Origin of the sequence: Pseudomonas sp. 06C 126 (genome assembly GCF_001855215.1) — a bacterium.
GTDB lineage: Bacteria > Pseudomonadota > Gammaproteobacteria > Pseudomonadales > Pseudomonadaceae > Aquipseudomonas > Aquipseudomonas proteolytica.
On the sequence record NZ_MIFU01000002.1, the window covers coordinates 255,921 to 278,739 of the forward strand.

General features: G+C 61.6%; 22 protein-coding genes. 9 read left to right on the forward strand and 13 right to left on the reverse strand.

Annotated elements, in window-relative coordinates; all coding sequences use genetic code 11:
• Window positions 1-92: 92 nt before the first annotated feature.
• From BHC62_RS02960 to BHC62_RS02980, 5 genes are all read right to left on the reverse strand, one after another.
• Window positions 93-530 carry a DUF2442 domain-containing protein gene (locus BHC62_RS02960; RefSeq protein WP_029292151.1) on the reverse strand — a complete coding sequence of 146 codons (438 nt, stop codon included), beginning with the start codon at window positions 528-530 and terminating at the stop codon, window positions 93-95.
• Entirely contained in the window at window positions 527-955 is a 429-nt protein-coding gene (locus BHC62_RS02965; protein ID WP_070994169.1) for a DUF4160 domain-containing protein, read from the reverse strand. Before BHC62_RS02965 ends, BHC62_RS02960 begins: the two co-directional genes overlap by 4 nt.
• A 162-nt stretch (window positions 956-1,117) precedes the next feature.
• On the reverse strand, window positions 1,118-3,868 hold the full coding sequence (locus tag BHC62_RS02970) for a TonB-dependent receptor (RefSeq protein ID WP_070994170.1): 2,751 nt from the start codon (window positions 3,866-3,868) through the stop codon (window positions 1,118-1,120).
• Window positions 3,869-4,118: 250 nt separating this feature from the next.
• On the reverse strand, window positions 4,119-5,105 hold the full coding sequence (locus BHC62_RS02975) for a FecR family protein (RefSeq protein WP_029292157.1): 987 nt from the start codon (window positions 5,103-5,105) through the stop codon (window positions 4,119-4,121).
• Between the two features lie 62 nt (window positions 5,106-5,167).
• Entirely contained in the window at window positions 5,168-5,689 is a 522-nt protein-coding gene (locus tag BHC62_RS02980; RefSeq protein ID WP_029292158.1) for an RNA polymerase sigma factor, read from the reverse strand.
• Window positions 5,690-5,905: 216 nt separating this feature from the next.
• Between BHC62_RS02980 and aroQ the strand changes: the two genes are divergently transcribed.
• Window positions 5,906-6,343 carry a type II 3-dehydroquinate dehydratase gene (gene aroQ / locus BHC62_RS02985; protein ID WP_029292159.1) on the forward strand — a complete coding sequence of 146 codons (438 nt, stop codon included), beginning with the start codon at window positions 5,906-5,908 and terminating at the stop codon, window positions 6,341-6,343.
• Window positions 6,340-7,194 carry a shikimate dehydrogenase gene (locus tag BHC62_RS02990; RefSeq protein WP_029292162.1) on the forward strand — a complete coding sequence of 285 codons (855 nt, stop codon included), beginning with the start codon at window positions 6,340-6,342 and terminating at the stop codon, window positions 7,192-7,194. Before aroQ ends, BHC62_RS02990 begins: the two co-directional genes overlap by 4 nt.
• A gap of 74 nt (window positions 7,195-7,268) precedes the next feature.
• On the opposite strand, the gene BHC62_RS02995 is transcribed toward BHC62_RS02990, so the two are convergent.
• Together BHC62_RS02995 and quiC are read right to left on the reverse strand one after the other, a co-directional pair.
• Complete coding sequence (locus BHC62_RS02995) at window positions 7,269-7,934, reverse strand: TetR/AcrR family transcriptional regulator (RefSeq protein ID WP_029292164.1); 666 nt, start codon at window positions 7,932-7,934, stop codon at window positions 7,269-7,271.
• Between the two features lie 71 nt (window positions 7,935-8,005).
• Complete coding sequence (gene quiC, locus BHC62_RS03000; RefSeq protein ID WP_070994171.1) at window positions 8,006-9,901, reverse strand: 3-dehydroshikimate dehydratase QuiC; 1,896 nt, start codon at window positions 9,899-9,901, stop codon at window positions 8,006-8,008.
• A 253-nt stretch (window positions 9,902-10,154) separates the two neighbouring features.
• On the opposite strand from quiC, the gene BHC62_RS03005 reads away from it, so the two are divergent.
• Window positions 10,155-11,489 (forward strand): MFS transporter, encoded by a 1,335-nt coding sequence (locus tag BHC62_RS03005; RefSeq protein ID WP_032861820.1) that lies wholly within the window; start codon window positions 10,155-10,157, stop codon window positions 11,487-11,489.
• Between the two features lies 1 nt (window position 11,490).
• On the opposite strand, the gene BHC62_RS03010 is transcribed toward BHC62_RS03005, so the two are convergent.
• Entirely contained in the window at window positions 11,491-12,369 is an 879-nt protein-coding gene (locus BHC62_RS03010) for a DMT family transporter (protein WP_032861818.1), read from the reverse strand.
• Between the two features lie 193 nt (window positions 12,370-12,562).
• On the opposite strand from BHC62_RS03010, the gene BHC62_RS03015 reads away from it, so the two are divergent.
• From BHC62_RS03015 to BHC62_RS03025, 3 genes are all read left to right on the forward strand, one after another.
• Window positions 12,563-12,976, forward strand: coding sequence for a hypothetical protein (locus tag BHC62_RS03015; RefSeq protein ID WP_070994172.1), 414 nt, complete (start codon window positions 12,563-12,565; stop codon window positions 12,974-12,976).
• Between the two features lie 157 nt (window positions 12,977-13,133).
• The gene (locus BHC62_RS03020) at window positions 13,134-14,021 is read left to right on the forward strand and encodes a neutral zinc metallopeptidase (RefSeq protein ID WP_070994173.1); all 888 of its coding nucleotides are present in this window, start codon (window positions 13,134-13,136) and stop codon (window positions 14,019-14,021) included.
• Window positions 14,022-14,999 (forward strand): hypothetical protein, encoded by a 978-nt coding sequence (locus BHC62_RS03025; protein ID WP_070994174.1) that lies wholly within the window; start codon window positions 14,022-14,024, stop codon window positions 14,997-14,999. It begins immediately after the preceding gene.
• 136 nt (window positions 15,000-15,135) lie between these two features.
• Here the strand turns inward: BHC62_RS03025 and BHC62_RS03030 are convergent, their stop codons facing one another.
• The 3 genes from BHC62_RS03030 to BHC62_RS03040 form a co-directional block, all read right to left on the reverse strand.
• A complete protein-coding gene (locus tag BHC62_RS03030; protein ID WP_070994175.1) occupies window positions 15,136-15,723 on the reverse strand; it encodes an HAD family hydrolase in 588 nt (195 codons plus the stop codon).
• Window positions 15,720-16,589, reverse strand: coding sequence for an acyl-CoA thioesterase II (gene tesB / locus BHC62_RS03035; protein WP_029292178.1), 870 nt, complete (start codon window positions 16,587-16,589; stop codon window positions 15,720-15,722). Before tesB ends, BHC62_RS03030 begins: the two co-directional genes overlap by 4 nt.
• A 159-nt stretch (window positions 16,590-16,748) precedes the next feature.
• Entirely contained in the window at window positions 16,749-17,318 is a 570-nt protein-coding gene (locus BHC62_RS03040) for a GNAT family N-acetyltransferase (protein WP_070994176.1), read from the reverse strand.
• A 75-nt stretch (window positions 17,319-17,393) separates the two neighbouring features.
• Here BHC62_RS03040 and BHC62_RS03045 point away from each other — a divergent pair, with 75 nt between their 5' ends.
• Both BHC62_RS03045 and BHC62_RS03050 read left to right on the forward strand, forming a co-directional pair.
• Window positions 17,394-18,314, forward strand: a complete 921-nt coding sequence (locus BHC62_RS03045) for a histone deacetylase (protein WP_029292181.1) — start codon at window positions 17,394-17,396, stop codon at window positions 18,312-18,314.
• Between the two features lie 138 nt (window positions 18,315-18,452).
• Complete coding sequence (locus tag BHC62_RS03050) at window positions 18,453-19,724, forward strand: TIGR03862 family flavoprotein (protein ID WP_256324226.1); 1,272 nt, start codon at window positions 18,453-18,455, stop codon at window positions 19,722-19,724.
• Between the two features lie 118 nt (window positions 19,725-19,842).
• Here BHC62_RS03050 and BHC62_RS03055 read toward each other — a convergent pair whose 3' ends face one another.
• On the reverse strand, window positions 19,843-21,174 hold the full coding sequence (locus BHC62_RS03055; protein WP_070994178.1) for a DEAD/DEAH box helicase: 1,332 nt from the start codon (window positions 21,172-21,174) through the stop codon (window positions 19,843-19,845).
• Between the two features lie 48 nt (window positions 21,175-21,222).
• A complete protein-coding gene (gene yedA / locus BHC62_RS03060) occupies window positions 21,223-22,119 on the reverse strand; it encodes a drug/metabolite exporter YedA (RefSeq protein WP_029292188.1) in 897 nt (298 codons plus the stop codon).
• Between the two features lie 159 nt (window positions 22,120-22,278).
• On the opposite strand from yedA, the gene BHC62_RS03065 reads away from it, so the two are divergent.
• The gene (locus BHC62_RS03065) at window positions 22,279-22,737 is read left to right on the forward strand and encodes an Lrp/AsnC family transcriptional regulator (protein ID WP_029292189.1); all 459 of its coding nucleotides are present in this window, start codon (window positions 22,279-22,281) and stop codon (window positions 22,735-22,737) included.
• Window positions 22,738-22,819 lie beyond the last annotated feature (82 nt).

Sequence of the window (22,819 nt, forward strand, 5' to 3'; positions counted from 1 at the left end):
CGATGGGGGTGTATCAGTCAAAAATTATCTGGCTGACCCACCGCTATCGCGGGCAAGCCCGCTCCCACACAAGCCCATACGCATTCCCAGGTTTATTCTTCCTTACGCGGCCGACCGCCCTTCTTGCCATTGGCGCGGGCGGCCTCGGACTTGGCGGCACTGGTTTTACGGCCGTTACGCGATGCCACCATGCTCGCAGCCAGGTCCATCAACGGCTGGCTGGTGGCGATCAGGCCTGTGATCGATACATGCAGGTCACGGGCTTCACAGCACAGCGCCTTGCCACCAAACCCGACCTCCAGTGCCCGAAAGTCTTCTACAGAAAAACCTTCGAACTCCGTAAGACCGGCCACTGGCAACATGATGCGGCTACCGTCGCTGAAGCCAATGCAAATGCAGTCGTCTGCGTAACTCACCGAACTGGCGTTGGCGTACACCCGCTTGAGCTTGCGCCCACGGGCTACAGCCTTATCGATGTCGGCCTCAGTGATCGGGACATCGGGCCGTATTTTGGCTTTTACACTTTTCATAACTCAATCTCCACGGATCCTGGCGCCCTCACCAGATTCAAAATGGTTCGCCGCCCCGCAACATCGTGCCGGGCACTGGCAATCACGTAGACCCCCGGCCGGATGACCAGCCCCGGCACAACCTCATCGGCCTCCCAATCCCAGGAGTGGTTGTCCAGGCAGACCGTTTGCAGCTTCTCCCACCAGATCCTTCGTGCCCGCGCCAGATAATGCTGCTGCATCAACGTCTGACGAATGCCCTCCAGAACGCTACTGGAGGGGCACCGCCGCTCAGGATCCACATCCCACAACACCACGTTCCCATCCAGAAAGCTGAAACGAAAACGCGCATCCCAGTCCTTGCCCATGACATGTACGTGGGGCGGGCAATGCTCATCCCTGAGCAACACTGCAATCACATGTCCCTTGTAAGCGCCTACTCTCATCGTAACCCATCCGTTAGGTTATTTATTACCCGCCGGCGCCCGATCGGGCACCAACCGACAGCCGGCTCCTTCCAAATGCCAGGGCTGCCTCACAGACTAGTAACGATTGGCACGGCTTCAAATGCCGGGTTGTAACCGCGAATGCCCAGGACTTGCGGGGGCTCAAAACCGGTATTCAAGCATCCCGCTCAGCGTGCGGCCGCGCGCCAGGCTGAGGTTGTTGGCATCGCCCATGGCCACGAAATAGGCTTCGTCGGTGGCGTTTTCCAAGGCCAGGCCAAGGTTCAGGTGGTCGGTCATCCAGTAACTGGCGTACAGGTCGTAGAGGGTGTATTGCGGCCACAGCGCCTGGTCGATGAAGTCGTAGCCCTGCTGGTTGAGGTTGGCACCGTTACCCGAGCTGTAGCGCACCCGCACCCCGGTATCCAGGCGTTTTTCCAGAAACCGCGCGCCCAGCGTCAGCGAGCCGCGATCCGCTGGCATATAGGTAGCGTTGCCCATGATCCGGCCGCAGCTCTCTTTGTTGTTGGCAACCTCATCATCCAGCACCTCATAAGTGGTGACGGGCCTGATCCCCGGACGGCCGTCGGGACGAATGTAGGATTCGATACGCGTAGTCCTCGGCCCGCTGGTCTTGGCTCCGCCCATGTAATAGTTTTTCGAGCAGAAGTCGTTACTGCCGATCATATGGGTGTAGCTGAGGTTGGCGTAGGCCCGGCCCATGTCGTAGTTGAGCTGGTATTCCATGCCGCGAAAGCGCGTCGGTGCAGTGTTGTTGACGTAGGCCATGGTCCCCAGGAAACCGCCAACGCTGGTTTCCGGCAAGCTGACGCTGTGGTTGAGGAACGAGAAGTTTTCGATCTTGGTATCGAAGTAGGCGACCTTGATGCCCAGGCGGTCGTCGTTGAAAAACAGCCCTTCCTTGAACACGTTGACCCCCATTTCCCAATCCCGCGACTCTTCAGCCTTCAGATAAGGGTTGGGAAACACCCGCTCTGACGAGCTGCCGCCATGGGGCCGACCGGTCATGAAGGTCTCCGTGACTGCCGGCGGGCGCCAGCCCTTGCCCCAGCGCGCATAGAGTTGCATCCACTCCAGCCCAGGCTTGATACCGATGCCAAAGGTGGGCGAGAAGTGCCCCTCTTCATTGTCGATATCAAACACCTCGGCCACCCGCTTGGCGCCCACCAGGCTGTTGTAGAAACGGTCACGTTTGTAGAGGGTCATTCCGGTCTGGCCTTCAAGCCGGTAGCGGTCGTACCGCAGGCCGGCATCCAGGGTCAGCCAGTTGTCGTATTCGTATTGCAGGTTATTGAACAGGCTGGCGATGGTGCGTTTGCCACCAGGGGTGGCGCCTTCGACGTACGGCAGCAAGCCCTGGAGGTTGACCGCCTCGACCTTGTTGCTGCGCGGTTTGAATTCGTCCTGGTACATCTCCAGGCCGTAGTTCCAGCTGACTCGCCCCAACGTATTGAAATCGAAGCGTGAGGTGTTGTCGGCCTGCAAGCCCCAGGTGTCGGTCTGGAAGTGATCGGTGTAGCCGCCGACCTCGTTGCCCGTGCCCGGCGTCGCCAGGTTCGGCGCATTGGTCCGCTCCAATTGCGTCGTGACGTAGTACGCCTTGGCCTTGAAGTCGATCAGTGGGTTGTCCGGGGTGTAGCTGTAGTCCAGCGCGACGTTCTTGGCGTTGAGGTTGTTCTTGCTCACACGCTGGTAGTAAACGCTTTGCGCATCGTCGGCGGTATAGGCCCACGCGTCGTTACTGTCGCTGTCGCTTTGCAGGTAGCTCAGTTGCACACGCTGATCGTTGGGCAGGTTCAGGCCCAGCTTGACGATCTGCGAGCGGGTCACGCTGCCCATGTCGCCGACTTCGCTGTTCAACCAATCGTCAAACGCTTCGGGTTGGTATTTGCGCGCGCGCAGGTTGGTGCCCAGTTTCTGATCGTTGTGGGTACCGGCGCGGTAATCGCCAAAGTGTCGCTCGCTATAACCCAGCAGCACATCGCCACGCTCATCGCCAAAGGCAAACACGCCGCTGCCGTTGAAGTGGGTGCCGTTACCCAGTTTACCGATGCCGTTACCCGCGCGCAGACGCCCGCCGTACTCCTTGCCATCGGCCAAAAACTCACTGGCGTCCAGGGTCTTGAAAGATGCGATCCCGCCGAGCACCGCCGCACCGCCCATGCCCGACTGGCTGCCTTTGTCGATCTCGATGCTGGAGACAAACTCCGGGTCGATCACCATCGTGCCGTTGCGTTGCTGGTGGCCGTTGACGTTGAAGTTCTGGCGCATGCCATCGATGTTCATATTGACCCGGCCGTAGTCCTGCACCCCACGGATATTCACCGACAGGCCAGGGTCACGCTGATTGACGGCGGTGTAGACGCCGGCGGTTTCTTCAAGCATGTCGGCGGCGTGCCGGGGTGGGCGCTTGTCGATCTGCTCACGGGTGATCACCGCTACCGAGCGCGGCGTTTCATACACCCAGTCACTGGGCTTGCCGTTGGTATTGGCATGGATGGTGGTGGTACCGACAGTCAACGCGCCGTCCTGTTCGACACTCACGCGATTGAGGGTGACCTGGCGTGCGCCGGTAAAGCGATACTCCACCGGCGCGCTGCCCAACAAGCGTCCCAGGCCTTCCTGGACACTGTACTGGCCCTTGAGCGCGGTGCTGCTGAGGCCTTGCAGGCGCGGGCTGTCGAACAGCACCTGCAAGCCGGCCTGGTCGGCAAAGGCCAGGACTGCGCCGCCCAGGGGTTGGGCGGGAATATCGAACATCAGCGTCGCAGGCTGCGATGCGCCGGCCACGGGAGCAGCGGCGTAGGCCTGCCCTGCAGTGGCAAACAGAGCCAAGTGAATGGCCAGGGCCAACCGGCTGCCGGTGGTGCGCCCTTTGGTGATTGCAGACATTGTGGTGATCCCTTCGCTGAGCGTTTTTGTTTATGCGAATACTTCTCGATTAGCAAGACGCGTCAGGGATAGAGACTCAGTAAGTGTTTCTGAAAATTGTTTGAAGATCAGCCAGGAATGCGGGCTTGTGTAGGAGCTGGCTTGCCGGCGATGCAGGCAACTCGGTCTACCAGGTAGACCGAGGTGATGCTATCGCAGGCAAGCCAGCGCCCACACACAAGCGCCCGTTCACAGGGAGGTTTGCGGTATGTCAGTAGATCAGGCTGACGCCCGCCAGATCAAAGCGTCGCACCTGCAACTCTTCGGTCAAGGTGCCCAGCGCCTGGTCCAGCATGTCGAGGCGGAACACCGCGCTGACTTCACGATTGGCCAGGTCGGCATTGCTCAATACCACCCGGCCGGGGCGGTAGCGATTGAGTTCTTCAACCACCTTGGCCAGCGGCTGGCGATCGAACACCAGCACCCCACGCCGCCAACTGGTGGCCCGCGCCAGGTCAAAATCTGGCAGGCCGCTCACACCATCCTGCGCCCTGTAGCGGGCGGCCTGCCCTTCGTGGAGGACCGTGGTTTGCGCCCGGTCTTGTTGGGTCAGCGCCACGCTGTGTTGCAGCACGCCCACCCACGCCTGGTCGTCGGCCTCGCGACCGACCACAAAGCGCGTGCCCAGCGCCCGGGTTTGGCCGCCGGCACTCTGCACCACGAATGGCCGGGTTTCCTGCCCGGCCATGGGCGCCACGTCAAAAATCGCCGAGCCGGCCAACAGGCTGATCCGCCGCTGCTCGCCGTCGAAGTCCAGGCGGATGGCGCTGGAGGAGTCCAGCTCCACAGTGCTGCCGTCAATCAGGCGGACCATGCGCACTTCGCCCTTGGCGGTCAGGTAGTCGGCCTGCATCTGCAGCAAGGCTTGCGGCCCCTGCAACCAGCCAACACTGGCGACCACCAGCAACAGCGCGACACTCGCAGCCACGCGCCAGGGTCGCCGACGCTGGGCGCGACGCGGTGCCACGCCAGCAGGTGGTGGACGCTGGCGATGCACCGGCGCATCCAGTTGCAGTTCACCCAGGGCCGCCCAGGTCTGCTGGGCAAACTCCAGTTCTGCGGCGTGGCGACTGTCGCTGTCGATCCAGCGTTGCAGTGCGGCATGTTCCTGCACATCCAGCCCCCCCGCATGCAGGCGCACCGCCCAATCGGCGGCGACCTCGGTAATGCTGGGCTGTTGCGACTCCTGGCTATTCACGTGTGAGTCTCGAATTCTCGTTGTATGAAACAGTGACGTTTGAGCAGCATTTTTTCAGTAATTCATTCGTCGGATGGCGTCACATCGCCCTCCCGCAAACGCTGTATGACATGCGCCAGCGCCTTGGCCAGATGCTTTTGCACTGAACTGTCGGAAATTTCAAGATGCCGCGCGACCTGGGCATGGGTCATGCCTTCGACGCGGTTCAGGCGGAAAATCTGCTGGGTGCGCTCCGGCAGTTCCGCCAACGCCTGCTTCAATGCCTGTCGTTGTTGCTGCGCCATTGCCTGAGCCTCCAACCCGGCCACTTCATCTTCAATCTCGGCCAACGCCTCATGGGGCACGGAGTCGGTCTTGCGCCGTGCTTCCTGGCGGATATGGTCGATCAGCAGATTGCTCGCCGTGCGGTAGAGATAGCCCTGGGAGTTGTCGATCCGCTCGCTGGACGGCTTTTGTGCCAGGCGCAAGAAGCTCTCCTGCACCAGGTCCGCAGCCAACTGAGGGTCCCGCACCTTGCGCAGCAGATACCGACGCAGGGTATCGGCATGCTTGAGAAACAGGCCCTTGAGATCCACGTCCGACAAACCGACTCCCTGGGGGTGTAAAGGAAACAGGCGCGCATCTTAAGCGTTGTCGAGAATGATTTTCAATTGATATCAACTCTTGAGCGGTCTCGCCAGCTTTTATTCAGCGTTCGATAATCGAACGGTTATCCACAGTGCGGCGTTTGGCCAATTGACCAAATTAACCATTCAGTACATTTTGTCCCCATCAATAAAAACAACAGTGGAGACATTTCCATGGCACCTATCGTGCTGGTCCTCAACGGCCCTAACCTGAACCTGCTTGGCACCCGCGAACCGGCCACCTATGGCCACGAGACCCTGGCCGACGTCGCCGCGCTGTGTGGCCGCAGCGCCGAACAATTGGGGTTGAAACTGGAGTTTCGCCAGACCAACCACGAAGGCGAACTGCTGGACTGGATCCACGGGGCCCGCGCCCGTTGTGCCGGAATCGTGATCAACCCGGCGGCTTGGACCCACACCTCAGTGGCCATCCGCGATGCCTTGGTGGCCAGTGAACTACCGGTGATCGAAGTGCATCTTTCCAACGTGCACGCCCGTGAACCCTTCCGCCATCACTCCTTTGTTTCCCCTATCGCCAAGGCCGTGCTCGCCGGGTTTGGCAGCCACGGCTATCACTTGGCACTTGAGCATTTCAGCCGGGTGCTCAAATGAAGCCACGCATCCTCGCCGGCCTGATCGGTGCCGGCATCCAGGCCTCCCGCACACCGGCCCTGCATGAGCAGGAAGGCGATGCTCAAGGCTTGCGCTACCTGTATCGCCTGATCGACCTCGATCAGTTGCACATGGACAGCAGCGCCTTGCCCGACTTGCTCACGGCCGCCGAACAGATGAACTTCACCGGGTTGAACATCACCTACCCATGCAAGCAAGTGATCCTGGCGCTGCTCGATGAACTGTCGCCCGAAGCGCGGGGCATCGGTGCGGTCAACACCGTGATCTGGCGCGACGGCAAGCGCATCGGCCACAACACCGATTGCCTGGGTTTTGCCGAAGGATTTCGCCGTGGCCTGCATGAGGCTGCGCGCCAGCGCGTGGTGCAGATGGGGGCCGGTGGCGCGGGCGCAGCAGTGGCCCACGCACTGTTGGCCGAGGGTGTCGGGCAGTTGAGTATTTTCGATGTGGACCATGGCCGCGCGCAAAGCCTGGCGGATAACCTCAACCAGCATTTCGGCCCCGGCCGCGCGCAGGCCGGCAGTGATCTGGACAGCGCGATGGCGGCGGCTGACGGCCTGGTCAATACCACGCCCATGGGCATGGCCAAGCTGCCGGGCATGCCAGTGCCAGCGCGGTTGCTACGCGCTGCGCTGTGGGTCGCGGAAATCGTCTACTTCCCGCTGGAAACCGAACTGCTGCGCACGGCCCGGGCCTTGGGCTGTCGCACGCTGGATGGGGGCAATATGGCCGTGTTCCAGGCGGTGAAGGCGTTTGAGTTGTTCAGTGGCAAGAAAGCAGATGCACAAAGGATGCTCGATCATTTCCAGAGCATGAATACTTCACTGTAGAAACCGGTTCCTAATGTGGGAGCAGGCTTGCCTGCTCCCACACAAGCCCGCACCACATTGAATTCGGCGGTGGATCAGGCCTGCAGGTAACGCAGCACCGACTCGCAGATCATCGCGCGATGCCGTTGCTTGATCGCGTCATCCGACAATTCGATCTGAAAGATCTCACTGAAAGTATGCCGGTTGGACACCCGGTAAAAGCTGAACGAATTGATCAGTAAATGCACATCCAGCGGCTCCAGCCCTGCGCGAAATACTCCCAGTTCCGCACCCCGGCGCAAGGTCGCGCCCAGCGCTTCAAGGATATTGCTGTTCATCGCCTTGATCGCATCCGACTGTTTCACATACTCGGCGTTGTGAATGTTCTCGATGCTGACGATCCGCACAAAATCCACATTCTGGTCATGGTGGTCGAAGGTGAACTCCACCAGGCGCCGAATCGCTTCCCGCGGCTCCAGCGCGGTGAGGTTCATCCGGGTCTCGGTGTTGCGGATATCACCGTAGAGTTTTTCCAGGACCTCGACGTACAACTGCTCCTTACTGCCGAAGTAGTAATAGATCATGCGTTTGGAGGTGTGGATGCGCTCGGCGATAGCGTCCACCCGCGCTCCGGAAAGCCCCTGCTGCACGAACTCTGCAATGGCCTCTTGCAAAATGTTCTCGCGGGTCTTTTCCGGGTTGTTCTTGCGACTCTTGCGCGGCGCCACGGGGGCGACGGGCAGTTCGGACGTCGGGGTCATGGTGCGCTCACGGCCATTTATGCAGGCCGTGATTATGGGCCGCCAGGTCTCACGAAGGAAGCGCCAACACCCTACAACTTGGCTTGGCGCAACGCCCCACTGCGCGACTTGGCCATCGCCGCCAGGCGTACCGCCACGTTGGCGGCGCCATAGCCGGCGTACCCGTTCTTGCGCTGGATAATCTCGAAGAAAAACCGTCCTTCAAAGGGCTCGGTGTACACATGAAACAGCTCACCGCCCTGGGCGTCACGGTCGTACAACACGTTGTAGTACGCCAGTTCGCTGAGGAACTGATCGTCGAAATCAAACCGCGCCGCCAGGTCATCGTAGTAGTTGAGCGGGATATCCAGCAGCGGCACGCCCGCCTCCTTGGCCCGGCTGACCTCGGCAAAAATATCCGCACAATCGAAGGCAATGTGATGCACCCCGGAGCCACGGTAGCTCGATAGCGCGTGGGAAATCGCCGTATTGCGGTTCTCGGAAATATTCAGCGGCAGGCGGATCGAACTGCAGCGGCTGCGCAGCGCCCGGCTCTTGACCAGGCCGTAGGGGTCCGGCAGCACCACCTCGTCGTCGGCCTCGAAATCCAACAGGCTCTTGTAGAACAGCACCCAACTGTCGAGACTGTCGGCCGGCAGGGCCATGGCCATATGGTCGATGCGCAGCAAGCCGCCGCCGCTGGTGTTGGCGGCCTGCAGGTTGAAATCGGTGTCGTAGATCCCGCCCGCGTGCTGGTCCACCAGGTAGATCAGGCTGCCATCCGGCGCGCGGACCGCCGCCAGCTCCAGTTCATTGGGCCCGACCAGGCCGCGATAAGGTTGGCCCTTGTAGGCCACCGCCCGTTCCAGGGCCTTGGCGCTGTCCTTGACGCGCATCGCCGTGGCGCACAACGACGGGCCATGGGCCTCGAAAAAGTTATGGGCAAAGGAGTAAGGCTCGCAGTTGAGGATCAGGTTGATATCGCCCTGGCGCAGCAGGCTGACGCTCTTGGAGCGGTGCTGCCCAGCCTTGACGAAGCCCAGGCGTTGCAGCCACTGGGTCAACCGGGCGCCAAGGTTTTCATCCACCGCGAATTCCAGGAACTCGATACCGTCGTACTCGCTGGCGGCTGGGGTCTCAAACAGGATATCCACCGGCGTGGCCTGTTGTTCCAGGCGTTGACGGGTCTTCTCTTCCAGGTACAGCAACGACCGCAAACCATCCGCCGCGTTGGCCCGGGTGGGCGCGGCGCGAAAGCCATCGTTGAAAATCTCCAGGGACAGCGGCCCGGTGTAGCCACTCTGGATGATCGGCGCGAGAAAACCCGGCAGGTCGAACTCGCCCTGGCCGGGGAAGCAGCGAAAGTGCCGGCTCCACTCCAGCACGTCCATGGCCAGGATCGGCGCGTCGGCCATTTGCACAAAGAAGATCTTGTCGCCAGGGATCTGGGCGATCGCCGTCGGATCGCCCTTGAGCGACAAGGTATGAAAACTGTCCAGCAACACCCCGAGGCTGGGGTGATCGATCTCGCGCACCAGTTGCCAGACCTGTTGCCAGGTGTTGACGTGCCGCCCCCAGGCCAAGGCTTCATAGCCAATGCGCAAGCCACGGCGGCCGGCGTGTTCGGCCAGCAGGCCGAGGTCATCACGCAGGATCGAATGCTCACCCGTCGAGTCTGCCGAGGCATTGCTGCACACCAGCACCAGGTCAGTGCCCAGCTCCTGCATCAGGTCGAACTTGCGCTCGGCGCGCTCCAGGTTGCGCGCCAGGCGATCGCGGCGGCATCCTTCAAAGTCACGAAACGGCTGGAACAACGTGATGGCAATGCCCAGGTCGGCACACATCTGCCGCACCTCACGGGGGCTGCCGTCGTAATACAGCAAGTCGTTCTCGAAGATTTCCACCCCATCAAACCCGGCCGCAGCAATGGCTTCGAGCTTTTCCGGCAGGGTGCCGCTCAGGGAAACAGTGGCGATGGAACGTTGCATGGGGTGACTCCCGGCAATGAAGGCTGGTCTTATTTGCGGCAAATTATTGGCCGCGCGCGATAAAGCAGCAATTTAAAATGTACCAACCGGTTAGTTTTATGGGCGATTATCGAACACAATGGCGATTGGTGAATTGACGATTTTTTAGCCGCTGCGCACCATCGATTGCGCATCCAGGGCCGTTTTTTGTTGGCGCGCACCTGTGATCACGACCCAGAACACACCATAAAAATTTCAAAAACGGGTACCTCTCATGCCTTCGCAAAATTCCGCCGTGGCCCCGCGCCCCGGCAACCCGCAAGCGGCCATTGGCGACAAGATTCGCGGCGCCCTCGCCGTCGGCAAAACCCGCTGGGGCATGCTGGCCCTGGTGTTTTTCGCCACCACCCTGAACTACATCGACCGTGCCGCCCTGGGCGTGATGCAGCCGATCCTGGCCAAGGAGATGAGCTGGACGGCGATGGACTACGCCAACATCAACTTCTGGTTCCAGGTCGGCTACGCCATTGGTTTTGTCTTGCAAGGCCGGTTGATCGACCGGGTCGGCGTCAAGCGCGTGTTCTTCTGTGCGGTGCTGCTGTGGAGCATCGCCACCGGCGCCCACGGCCTGGCGACCTCGGCGGTGGGCTTTATGGTTTGCCGCTTTATCCTCGGCCTGACCGAAGCGGCCAACTACCCCGCCTGCGTCAAGACCACCCGCCTGTGGTTCCCCGCCGGTGAGCGCGCAGTGGCCACCGGCATCTTCAACGCCGGCACCAACGTCGGCGCCATGATGACCCCGATGCTGTTGCCGCTGGTGCTGCATGTGTGGGGTTGGCAGGCTGCCTTCCTGTGCATGGCTGCGCTGGGTGGGATCTGGCTGGTGTTCTGGGGCCTGAAGTACTACAACCCCGAAGACCATCCGAGCGTGAAGCAATCGGAACTGGACTACGTGCAACAGGAAGTCGAGCCGGAACAACCGCGCGTGCCCTTCAGCCGTATCCTGCGCATGCGCGGCACATGGGCCTTCGCCATTGCCTACGCCCTGACCGCACCAGTGTTCTGGTTCTACCTGTACTGGCTGCCGCCGTTTCTCAACCAGCAATACAACCTGGGGATCAACGTGACCCAGATGGGCATCCCGCTGATCATCATCTACCTGACGGCGGACTTCGGCAGCGTGGGCGGCGGCATCCTGTCCTCGTTCCTCATCGGTCGCGGCATGCAACCGATCAAGGCGCGCTTGCTGTCGATGCTGCTGTTTGCCTGCTGCATCGTCGGCGTGATCATGGCTGCAGGCTCCAGCCAGCTATGGGTCGCGGTGTTTGCCATCTCCCTGGCCATCGGCGCACACCAGGCCTGGACCGCCAATATCTGGAGCCTGGTGATGGACTACACGCCCAAGCACATGATGAGCACGGTGTTCGGTTTTGGCGGGATGTGCGCGGCCATCGGCGGGATGTTCATGACGCAGATCGTCGGCCATATCCTGACCGTGACCAACAACAACTACACCGTGCTGTTCACCCTGATCCCGGCGATGTACTTCCTCGCCCTGACCTGGATGTACTTCATGGCGCCGCGCAAGATTCCGACGGTCGAGGTCTGATTCACCGCCGCCGCTGCTGCCAGGCAGCGGCCAACCCGCTCAGGCAGATCACCCCGATCCCGACCACCGTGGTCAGGTCCGGGGTGTGGTTGAACACCAGCCAGCCCAACAACCCCGCAAACACGATCTGGCAATAGCCGAACGGCGCCAGCAAGGCCGGCGCAGCGAAGCGGAAGGCCTGGGTCAGCATCAAGTGCGCGGTCATCCCGCAACTGCCCAGCGCCAGCATCAACAGGCCATGACCCAGGGTTGGCACCTCCCAGAAGAACGGCACCAGCGCGCTCATCACCAGGGTGTTGCACAGGCCGGCGAAGAAGTTGCTGGTGGTCGGGCTGTCGTACTGGCTGAGGATGCGGGTCAGCAGTTGGTAGAAGCAGAAGAACAACGCCGAGACCAAGGGCAACAACACTGCCGGGGTGAACAACTCACCGCCGGGATGCACGATGATGATCACCCCGACAAACCCGCAGATCACCGCCAGCCATTGGCCCCGCGTCACATGCTCGCCCAGCAGCGGCACCGACAGGGCCGTCACCAGGATCGGCGCGAGAAAGTTCACCGCCGTGGCTTCCGCCAGCGGGATGTAATGCAAGGCTGCGGTAAAAAACAGGCTGGTACCCAGCAGGCACAGGGCCCTGGCGACCTGCAACAACGGGCGTTTGCTGCGCAGCACGCGCAAGCCCGATTGCGGCAGGAAAATCCCCGCCATCAGCAGCGTATGCACCATGTAGCGGGCCCACACCACCATCACGATGGGATAGAACCCGGCCAGGTACTTGGACAAGGCGTCATGGCTGGAAAACAGGAGCGTCGCCAGTACAATCAGCGCGATGCCCTTGAAGGGATGGTTGACGCCGGAAAGAGGGGTGCTGAGGGTCATTGAATTCTCGTGCGTGACAGGCTGAAATGACCGCCGCAAGCAGTGGCACTCAACGCGCTAATCTAGAGCGGGTGGTGCATCGGTCTCAAGAGCATAACCAAACAGCGGGCGATCAGCGCACTAAATTGCCCAAACCCAGTCCAACGCTGCACGCCAGCCTGCCATTGCACGCTTTTTAACCAAGGCCCACTCCATGAAAAAATCCCTGTTGCTCCTTTCGACCCTCGCCCTGCTCAGCGCCTGCGATAAAGCCCCCGAGGCGCCGAAGCCGGCGCCGCCCTCGGTGCAAGCGACCCTGGTTCCGGAAACCCCGCCCACCGACAAATGGGTCGGCAAATGGATCGGCGTCGAAGGCCTGCACCTGACGGTCAGCAAAGACGACAGCATTGGCCGCGGGCACTACCTACTGACCATGCAATACGGCCTTGATGCAGATGCCTCCGGCACCTTCAAGGGCGAGGCCGGCGAAGACGGCATCATCTTCAACCGCCCCGACGGCCCGCAAGTGCTGCGCGCCGGCGACGGTGCGGCGACCGGTTTGAAATGGCTGGCTGATAAAAAAGATTGCCTGGTGGTCAATACGGGCGAAGGGTATTGCCGCGAATAACGGCCATACTCAATCATCACAACCCCGATTACTGTAGGAGCGAGCTTGCTCGCGAAAGTCGTTAACGCTAACGCCGCATGCCTGGTTTAACGCGGCGCCTTTGCGTTTTTCGCGAGCAAGCTCGCTCCTACATAACGATCATCAAGAGGATTGCCACATGCTATGGAAAAAGGGTCGGCGCAGCGACAACGTGGTCGACGCGCGTAGTGACGGCGGCGGTGGCGGCGGCATGCGCTTTGGCGGCGGCAAGGGCCTGAGCCTGACCGCTATCGTGCTGATCGTCGGCATCGGCCTGCTGACCGGCCAGGACCCGATGCAGATCCTCGGGCAACTGAGCGGCCAGATGACCGAGCAAGCCCCCTCGGTCAGCCCGCAAACACGCCAGGCACCACCGGCCAACGATGAACAGGCGGACTTCGTGCGTGCCGTGCTGGGCGATACCGAAGACACCTGGGGCCAGGTGTTCCAGGAAAACGGCCTGGCCTACAAGAATCCCAAGCTGATCCTGTTCCGTGGCCGAGTGAATTCCGCCTGCGGCGGCGCCACCTCCGCCAGCGGCCCGTTCTATTGCCCGGCCGACCAGCAGGTCTACCTGGACCTGGACTTCTTCCGGGAAATGTCCCAACGCTTCCAGGCGGCCGGCGATTTTGCCCAGGCTTATGTGATCGCCCACGAAGTGGGTCACCACGTGCAAACCCTGCTGGGGATTTCGTCGAAAATCCAGGTCGCGCGCCAGCAAGGCCGGCAGATGCAAGGCGATGGTGGCCTGCTGGTCCGCCAGGAACTGCAAGCCGACTGCTTTGCCGGGGTCTGGGCCAACCGTGCGCAAAAACGCCTGAACTGGCTGGAGCCGGGTGATATCGAAGAGGCGCTGAACGCTGCCAACGCCATCGGCGATGACCGCTTGCAGCAGCAGGGCCAAGGCCGCGTAGTACCGGACTCGTTCACCCATGGCACTTCGCAACAGCGCGTGCGCTGGTTCAAGACCGGGTTTGCCCAGGGCCAGATCAGCCAATGCGACACGTTTTCGGCCAAGAGTCTGTAAATGAATAAACGCTGCGGATGGCTGCTGGGCCTGCTGATCACCTGCTCGACCGCCACCCTGGCCGCCGGGCAGGCGGTCAAGGTGATCAGCCCCGATCGATTCACCCTGCAAGCCGGCGACCTGAGCCTGGGCCTTAGCCAGGACTGGCGCCAGCCGCTGCCACAGGTCACCCGCGCATTGATTATCGTGCATGGCCGGCTGCGCAACGCCCAGACCTACCTCAAAAGCGCCAAAGACGCCGCCGCCCACGCCGGACAAAGTGCCAATACCCTGGTGATCGCGCCGCAGTTCCTCAACGACGCCGATGTCCAGCGCCATCACTTGGGCGACAGCGTACTGCGCTGGCACGGTAATGCCTGGATGGCGGGCGAGTCGTCAATCGGCCATGGCCAGATCAGTTCCTACGGTGCCCTGGACCAAATCATCAAGCATCTGGGCAACCGCAAACTATTCCCGGCCCTCAAAGAAATAGTGATCGCCGGGCATTCCGGGGGTGGCCAGGTGGTGCAACGCTTTGCCCTGACCGGCCATGACCACCCGGCCCTGCAAGCGGCGGGGATCAGCCTGCGCTATGTGATCGCCAACCCGTCGTCCTATGCCTACTTCAGCCCGCAACGCCCGGTGCAATTCGCGTCGGCCAGTTGCTCAGGATTCAACGACTGGAAGTACGGCATGCAAAAGCTGCCGGCCTACGCCAACGGCCAAAGCCCCGAGCAACTGGAAAAAGCCTACGCCGCGCGCGAAATCACCTACCTGCTCGGCCAGCAGGACACAGACCCCAACCATCCGGCCCTGGACAAAAGCTGCGCAGCCGAGACCCAGGGCGCCTACCGGCTGATTCGCGGGCACAACTATTTCAACTACCTCAAGCAACGCCATCCGCAGTTGAGCCAGCGGTTGGTTGAAGTGCCAGGGGTGGGGCATGACGGCGACAAGATGTTCACCTCGCCGCAGGGGCAGGCGGTCCTGTTCCACTAATCCGTCAGACAAAACCCAATCAAAAATGTGGGAGCGGGCTTGCTCGCGAAAGCAGCCTGTCAGTTGATGCATGTGCCGACTGACACACCGCTTTCGCGAGCAAGCCCGCTCCCACATTTGATTTTTGATGCTTGCTTTAGATCATCTGGCGTAATGCCGCGCAGTCTTTGGCGTGCCAATCGGCCAATTCCGGCCATGGGTTTTCCGGCACGTTCACCAACACCGTCCGCGTCCCCGCCGCCCGCCCGCAATCGAGGTCGAAGCGATAGTCACCCACCATCACCATCTCGCCGGGGGCCACGTCCCAGGCCTGCGCCAGTTTCAGCAGGCCACCGGGGTCCGGCTTGGGCGGGGCGTCGTCGCGGCCCAACACATCTTCCACGGCAAAACAGTCCGCCAGGCCGATGGCCTGCAAGGTAATGTGAGCCAGCTCTTGGGCATTGCGCGTCAGGATCCCCAGGCGATAGCCTCGGGCCGCCAAGTCCCGCACCAATTCCACCGCGCCCGCAGCTGCCACCGAGCCCAGCGCCAGCTCGCGTTCATGCTCCAGCAACCAGGCATGCTTGGCCGCCGCTTCAGCCGCCGGCAACGCCGCCAAATGGGTGAGGATGTCGTCGGCAGGCGGAATGTCCAGGGCCACGCGGATCGCCGCGAAGTCATGCACAGCCACAGTCAGGGTGCCGTCCATATCAAACACCCAGTGTTTAACCTGCGCCAGGCTCATGCCCAATCCTTGCGATGCCGGATCAAGCCTTCCTGAGTCACCGAGGCCACCAGTTGACCGGCGCGGTTATACACGCTGCCACGGGAGAAGCCACGGGAATTGCCGGCCCATGGGCTGTCCATGGCGTACAGCAACCAGTCGTCGGCGCGCAGATCGGCGTGGAACCACAACGCGTGGTCGAGGCTGGCCACTTGCATATCCTTCTGCCACACCGTCTTGCCATGGGGCAGCAACGAGGTGGTCAGCAGGCCGAAGTCCGAGGCATAGGCCAGCAGGTATTTATGCAGCGCCGGTAAGTCGGCCAGGGCGCCATCGGCGCGAAACCACACGTATTTGACCGGATCGGTGGGCTGCGGGTTGAACGGGTCTTTTTCGGTCACCGGCCGCACTTCGATCGGCTTGGGGCACAGCAGTTTTTCGCGCATGGCTTCGGGAATCAGGTGCGCCCGCTGCTGGGTCAATTCCAACTCCGACGGCAAGTTCTCCGGCCCCACCACCACCGGCATGGTGGTCTGATGCTCGAAGCCTTCCTCGTCGTACTGGAACGAGGCGCTGCAGGTGAAGATCGGGTTGCCCTTCTGGATCGCCGTGACCCGGCGCGTGCTGAAGCTGCCGCCATCGCGTACCCGGTCCACTTGATAGACCACCGGCAGGCCGGCATCCCCAGGACGCAGGAAATAGCCGTGCAACGAATGCACATGCCGCGCTTCTTCGACGGTCTGGCTGGCCGCCGACAGCGACTGGCCCAATACCTGGCCGCCGAACAGTTGGCGAAAGCCCAAGTCCTGGCTGCGGCCGCGAAAGAGGTTTTCTTCAATCGGTTCCAGGGTCAGCAAGTCGACCAGATCTTCCAACACTTGGCTCATACACTCTCCTCAGAGCAAAACGGTTTCTACCTTCTATTTTCTACTGTAGGTGCGAGCTTGCTCGCGAAAAAACCAGGGACGACGCCGGGTATCAGGCCCTGCGCGTTATCGTTGACGTTTTTCGCGAGCAAGCTCGCTCCTACAAGTATTACCGCCTGCTTATCCGTGCAGCGTGTCCAACCATTGGGCGCGGGTGATGCGATACAACACATGATGGCGCAGGGGATCGTCCGCCGCGAGCCTGGGGTGCTGAAAATCTGCGGCCGGATCGTAATGCATGCCGATGGCCTGCATGACTTTCTGCGACGGCAAGTTGGCCTCGGTGGTGAAGGCCACGATCTCGTCCAGCTGCAAACGGTCAAAACCACAGCGCAATGCGGTCCAGGCCGCCTCACTGGCAAACCCCAGGCCCCAGTGCTCGCGGGCCAGGCGCCAGCCTATTTCCACCGCCGGAGTGAAGTCGGCGTCAAAGCCGACATTCAGCAACCCTGTCAGTCCGATAAACTCGCCGCTGTCCTTGCGTTCCAGGGCCCACAGGCCAAAGCCGTACTCGGCAAAATGCCCACGTATTCGCCCGATCAATGCCGCGCTTTCCAGGCGATCCAAGGGGGCCGGGAAATAGCGCATCACCTGCGGATCGGCGCACATCCGGGCAAACGCCGGCAGATCGCTGTCGCGCCACTGGCGCAGCACCAGGCGCGCGCTTTCCAACTCAAGTATCGGCTCCATCGTTCCCCTCCCTTGCCATGTGCGTGAGTGTACAGCGCTGTTAAGATCCGTCGTTGGTTCCTGTCAGAAATTGCCATGCCTTTGCCACTGATCTACCACGACGACTACAGCCCCGAGTTCCCGGCGGATCATCGCTTCCCCATGGACAAGTTCCGGCTGCTGCGCGATCACCTGGTCGACAGCGGCCTGACCCAGGACAGCCAACTGCTGCGCCCACAATTATGCCCGGCCGAGGTCCTCGCCCTGGCCCATGACCCTGGCTATATCGAACGCTATATGAGCGGTGAGTTGTCCCGCGAAGACCAACGGCGCCTGGGCCTGCCCTGGAGCGAAGCCCTGGCCCGGCGCACCGTGCGCGCAGTCGGCGGCTCGTTGCTGGCGGCCGAACAGGCCCTGGAACACGGCCTGGCCTGCCACCTGGCGGGCGGCACCCACCATGCCCACTACGACTACCCGGCGGGCTTTTGCATCTTCAATGACCTGGCGGTGATCAGCCACTACCTGCTGGCCAGCGGGCGGGTCAACCGCGTGCTGATCTTCGACTGCGACGTGCATCAAGGCGATGGCACCGCGCGCATCCTCCACGACACGCCGGATGCTATTACCGTGTCCCTGCACTGCGAAAAGAACTTCCCGGCGCGCAAGGCCACCAGCGACTGGGACATCCCGCTGCCCATGGGCATGGGCGATGCCGACTACCTCAAGGTGGTGGACGACGCCCTCAACTACCTGCTGCCGCTCTACCAGCCCGACCTGGTGCTGTATGACGCGGGTGTCGATGTGCACAAGGACGACGCCCTGGGTTATCTCAAGCTGACAGACGCAGGCGTCGCCGCCCGTGATGAAAGCGTGATGCGCCATTGCCTGGGCCGCGACATCCCGGTGGTGGGCGTAATTGGCGGCGGCTACAGCAAGGATCGCCCTGCCCTGGCCCGTCGCCATGGCATCCTGCATCACAGTGCCCAACGGGTGTGGACATCATCAGGCTGTCATTGAAGTGTGGGTGCGTTACCCACAATGCCTGTGGAACGGCCTGTGGATAAGTTGAGCGTAAGCGCCTGCAAGGCACACGCCACATAGGGTGTAGGAACGTGTACGTTTTTTGATCAGGCAGTTTCGCGGTGCTCGGGTAGAATGCTCGGCCTACTTCGCCGAACCGCAGTCACCGCCATGCCCCAGATTCCAGCCCAGCCCCCTCACGTCACGATCATCGGTGGCGGCCCCGCCGGGCTGATGGCCGCCGAAGTATTGAGCCAGGCCGGGGTCCGAGTGGACCTGTATGACGGCATGCCATCGGTGGGTCGCAAGTTCCTGCTGGCCGGGGTTGGCGGCATGAACATCACCCATTCCGAGGCCTACCCGGCATTTCTCTCACGGTACGCCGAGCGCGCACCCGACATCGCCCCCTTGCTGCGCCAGTTTGGCGCCGAGGCGTTGTGCGAATGGATCCATGGGCTGGGGATAGAAACCTTTGTCGGCAGCTCTGGCCGGGTGTTTCCGACCGATATGAAAGCCGCGCCGCTGCTGCGCGCCTGGCTCAAGCGCTTGCGCGACCAAGGGGTAGTTATCCACACCCGCCACCGCTGGCTGGGCTGGAATGCCGATGGCGGATTAATTATCCACAGCCCGGATGGCGAGAAAACTGTCCACAGCGATGCCGTGCTCCTGGCCCTCGGCGGCGGCAGTTGGTCGCGCCTGGGTTCCGACGGCGCCTGGCTCAAGTTGCTGGAAGCCCAAGGCGTGCCTTACGCCCCGCTGCAACCGAGCAACTGTGGCTTCGAGGTAACGGCCTGGAGCGACTTGATGGTGAGCAAATTCGCCGGAGCGCCGCTGAAAAACGTCGCCATCGGTTTGGCAGATGACAAACCCCGGTTGGGCGAATGCGTGATCACCGCGACCGGTATCGAGGGCAGTTTGATCTACGCCCTGTCGGCGCCGATTCGCGAAGCCATCAACCGCGACGGCTCAGCCACCCTGCATATCGACCTGCTGCCGGGCAAGCCACTGGACAAGGTGCAGGCTGCATTGGCCAAGCCCCGTGGCTCACGTTCGATGAGCAAGCATTTGCACAGTCAGTTGGGGTTGGATGGGGTCAAGGCCGCGCTGTTGCGCGAGTTGGCGCCTGCCGAGCATTTCAGCGACCCGCAGCAATTGGCCGTCGATATCAAGGCTCTGCCGCTGACCCTGGTGAAAACCCGGCCAATGGACGAAGCCATCAGCACCGCAGGTGGCGTGCCGTTTGAGGCGCTGGATGAGCGCTTGATGCTCAAGCAATTGCCGGGAGTGTTCTGTGCCGGAGAGATGCTGGACTGGGAAGCGCCGACGGGCGGGTATTTGCTGACGGGGTGTTTTGCCAGTGGGCGGGCTGCGGGGCGCGGGATGTTGGAATGGCTAAAGCACCGGTAGTCGCCGTGGGCTCAGGTCCGCCATCGCAGGCAAGCCAGCTCCCACATTTGAATGGGTTCACAGTTCAAATGTGGGAGCTGGCTTGCCTGCGATGAGGCCCTGACAGGCAGCAAAGAAATTACTTCTTCTTACGCGGCCCGGTATTAAAAACCGGCACCTTGCGCACCGGCTTGATCGACGGCTCTGCCGCCACTTCCCCGCTTTCTACCCACTTGCCCAGGTTGCGCTTGCCGCCACCACCCGAGGTCTTGGGCTTCTTCGGCTTTTTCGGCTTCTTCACTACCTGGCCACTGGCATCGGTATCCGGCACGCGGTGCTCCGGTTCGAAGTCCTGTTCCATTTTGCGGGTCAGGGTTTGGCGGGTCAGCATCTCGATGGCCGAGAGCATATTCACTTCATCGGCACACACCAGGGAAATCGCCTCGCCGGTGTTGCCCGCCCGGCCAGTACGGCCGATGCGGTGGATGTAATCCTCGGCGACAATCGGCAGGTCAAAGTTGACCACCATCGGCAAATCTTCGATATCCAGGCCACGGGCCGCCACATCGGTGGCCACCAGGATCTGCACATCGCTGGCCTTGAAGCGGTCCAGGGCACGTTGGCGCGTAGCTTGTGGCTTGTCGCCGTGGATGCCGTCGGCATTGATCCCCAGGCCTTGTAGCTTATCTACCAACGCATCCACGCCATTGCGGGTCTTGGCGAACACCAGTACCTGCTTCCACTTGCCCTTGCGCATCAGGTGCACAAACAGCTCGGCCTTGCGCTTCTTGTCCACCGGCACCACCCATTGCTTGACGGTGTTGGCAGCGACGTTGCGCGGGCTGACTTCAATGCTCAAAGGGTCATTGAGCATCTGCCCGGCCAGCAGGCGGATATCGTCGGAGAAGGTCGCGGAAAACAGCAGGGTCTGGCGCTTTTTCGGCAGCATGCGGTAAATGTTCGCCAGTTCTTCCGAGAAGCCCAGGTCGAGCATGCGGTCGGCTTCATCCAGCACCAGGGTTTGCAGCTGATTGAGTTTCAGCGCGTTCTGGCGGAACAGGTCGATCAAGCGCCCAGGGGTGGCAACCAGAATGTCGACGCCCTTGCGCAGCTTCATCATCTGCGGGTTGATGCTCACCCCGCCATACACCGCGTAGGTGGTCAGGGGCAGATGTTCGGCGTATTGGGCAACGCTGGCGTGAACCTGCTCGGCCAACTCGCGGGTGGGGCACAGGATCAGCGCACGCACCGAGTTAGCGGTGACCTTCGGCCCTTCCATGGTCAGCAGTTGCAGGAGCGGCACGGCAAAGCCGGCAGTCTTGCCGGTACCGGTCTGGGCCGCGGCCATCAGGTCGCGACCGGCCAGCACCGCCGGAATGGCTTGCGCCTGCACCGGCGTCGGGGTCTGGTAGCCAAGCGCCTCAAGGGCGCGCAGCAAGGGTTCGATCAGGCCAAGTGTGGCGAAAGTCATGTGTTTACCGTAGGAAAAATTCAGCGCAAGGGCGTAATGCGCGGCAGTTTACCTTATTTCCGGCTTCGGCTTACGCCACTGGGGCAGGCTGATCAACAGCACAGCGCTGATGATCACGAGCATCGCCAGGGCTTCTTCCAGGCCGATGGTCTCGCCGACAAACACAATCCCCAGCAATACCGCCACGGCCGGGTTGACGTAGGCATAGCTGGTGGCCGCTGCCGGACGCACATGCTTGAGCAGGTACATATAAGCGTTGAAGGCGATGATCGAGCCAAACACGGTCAGGTAAGCCAGGGCCAGCCAACCTTCCACCGGCGGCATCGCCTCCAGGTGTTCGCCCTTGAGTGCGCTGCCGATCAACAGCACCACACCGGCGATCAACATTTCGGCGGCGCTGGCCATGGCGCCCTGAGGCAACGGCAAGTGCCGGCTCCAGACCGAACCAAACGCCCAGGAAGCGGCGGCGAACAACAGCAGCCCAGCGCCCAGGGGGCTCGACTGCAGGTTGGAGCCCATGTTGAGCATGGCGATGCCGATCATCCCCAGAATCACCCCGGCCCATTCCAGACGGGTATTACGCGCGCCCCAGAAATAGCCACAGAGCAAGGTAAACAGCGGCACCGTCGCCACGGCCAGCGCGGCGACGCCGGAGGTCACGCCGGTGTGTTCAGCCACACTCACGGCGCCATTGCCGAACGTCAGCAGCAAAATGCCGATCATGCCCGCGGCTTTCCACTGCGCCCAGGTCGGCGCCGGCACCCCGCGCCAGCGCAAGTAGCCATACATCAGCGCCCCCGCCGTACAAAAGCGAATCCCCGCCAGCATCAACGGCGGCCAGTACTCCACGCCAATGCGGATAACCAGGTAGGTAGAACCCCAGATCACGTACAACGCAAAAAAAGCGGCGATCAACGGTAACGGAAAACGACGTGGGCCAGGCATGGGCAGCTCTGCGGCAAGACAAGGGATCGCTATTTTAGGAATCCGCGCCAGTAAACATAAGTTACAAAACCTGTTTAAAGCGCCCATACACTTTTCAAATCATGGTTATCAAGGCTATAAGCCTTGTATTCGAAAGCCCCCTACCGGCAGAGCCTTATCATGGACAAATACGACCGCATGCTCCTCAGCGCCCTGCTGGAGGATGGCCGCGCCACCTACGCGCAACTGGCCCGTACCGTTAACCTCTCCGCCCCCGCCGTGGCCGAACGCGTGGCCAAGCTGGAGGCCAGCGGCGTAATCACCGGCTACCAGGCCAAGGTCGACCTGTCCAAGATCGGCTTGCCGATCCAATGCACAATCGAACTGCGCTTGACCAACAACGGCAGCCAGAAGGTGTACGACGCCCTGGCAGAAATCCCCGAACTGACCGAATGCCACCGGGTCACCGGCGACCCCTGCGTGATCATGCAAGCGGCGGTGGGGTCGATGCCGGAATTGGAGAACCTGATCAACCGGGTGGCGAAGTTTGGCTTCAGCAAGACCTCGATCATCCTGTCGAGCGCCATAGAGCGGCGGGTGCCGTTGGGGCATTTGGAAGGGAAGAATGGCGGTGCCTGAGCGCAGGCCTACTGTTGATCGGGTTGCCGGGGCTGGATGCGAATAAGTGTAGGAGCGGGCTTGCCCGCGATAGCGGTGTGTC

Excerpts from the sequence above, each read along its gene's own strand:
- BHC62_RS02960 (WP_029292151.1), bottom strand. The coding sequence starts at position 530 with ATGAAAAGTGTAAAAGCCAAAATACGGCCCGATGTCCCGATCACTGAG.
- BHC62_RS02965 (WP_070994169.1), bottom strand. The coding sequence starts at position 955 with ATGAGAGTAGGCGCTTACAAGGGACATGTGATTGCAGTGTTGCTCAGG.
- BHC62_RS02970 (WP_070994170.1), bottom strand. The coding sequence starts at position 3,868 with ATGTCTGCAATCACCAAAGGGCGCACCACCGGCAGCCGGTTGGCCCTG.
- aroQ (WP_029292159.1), top strand. The coding sequence starts at position 5,906 with ATGGCACCTATCGTGCTGGTCCTCAACGGCCCTAACCTGAACCTGCTT.
- BHC62_RS02990 (WP_029292162.1), top strand. The coding sequence starts at position 6,340 with ATGAAGCCACGCATCCTCGCCGGCCTGATCGGTGCCGGCATCCAGGCC.
- BHC62_RS02995 (WP_029292164.1), bottom strand. The coding sequence starts at position 7,934 with ATGACCCCGACGTCCGAACTGCCCGTCGCCCCCGTGGCGCCGCGCAAG.
- quiC (WP_070994171.1), bottom strand. The coding sequence starts at position 9,901 with ATGCAACGTTCCATCGCCACTGTTTCCCTGAGCGGCACCCTGCCGGAA.
- BHC62_RS03005 (WP_032861820.1), top strand. The coding sequence starts at position 10,155 with ATGCCTTCGCAAAATTCCGCCGTGGCCCCGCGCCCCGGCAACCCGCAA.
- BHC62_RS03010 (WP_032861818.1), bottom strand. The coding sequence starts at position 12,369 with ATGACCCTCAGCACCCCTCTTTCCGGCGTCAACCATCCCTTCAAGGGC.
- BHC62_RS03015 (WP_070994172.1), top strand. The coding sequence starts at position 12,563 with ATGAAAAAATCCCTGTTGCTCCTTTCGACCCTCGCCCTGCTCAGCGCC.
- BHC62_RS03020 (WP_070994173.1), top strand. The coding sequence starts at position 13,134 with ATGCTATGGAAAAAGGGTCGGCGCAGCGACAACGTGGTCGACGCGCGT.
- BHC62_RS03025 (WP_070994174.1), top strand. The coding sequence starts at position 14,022 with ATGAATAAACGCTGCGGATGGCTGCTGGGCCTGCTGATCACCTGCTCG.
- BHC62_RS03030 (WP_070994175.1), bottom strand. The coding sequence starts at position 15,723 with ATGAGCCTGGCGCAGGTTAAACACTGGGTGTTTGATATGGACGGCACC.
- tesB (WP_029292178.1), bottom strand. The coding sequence starts at position 16,589 with ATGAGCCAAGTGTTGGAAGATCTGGTCGACTTGCTGACCCTGGAACCG.
- BHC62_RS03040 (WP_070994176.1), bottom strand. The coding sequence starts at position 17,318 with ATGGAGCCGATACTTGAGTTGGAAAGCGCGCGCCTGGTGCTGCGCCAG.
- BHC62_RS03045 (WP_029292181.1), top strand. The coding sequence starts at position 17,394 with ATGCCTTTGCCACTGATCTACCACGACGACTACAGCCCCGAGTTCCCG.
- BHC62_RS03050 (WP_256324226.1), top strand. The coding sequence starts at position 18,453 with ATGCTCGGCCTACTTCGCCGAACCGCAGTCACCGCCATGCCCCAGATT.
- BHC62_RS03055 (WP_070994178.1), bottom strand. The coding sequence starts at position 21,174 with ATGACTTTCGCCACACTTGGCCTGATCGAACCCTTGCTGCGCGCCCTT.
- yedA (WP_029292188.1), bottom strand. The coding sequence starts at position 22,119 with ATGCCTGGCCCACGTCGTTTTCCGTTACCGTTGATCGCCGCTTTTTTT.
- BHC62_RS03065 (WP_029292189.1), top strand. The coding sequence starts at position 22,279 with ATGGACAAATACGACCGCATGCTCCTCAGCGCCCTGCTGGAGGATGGC.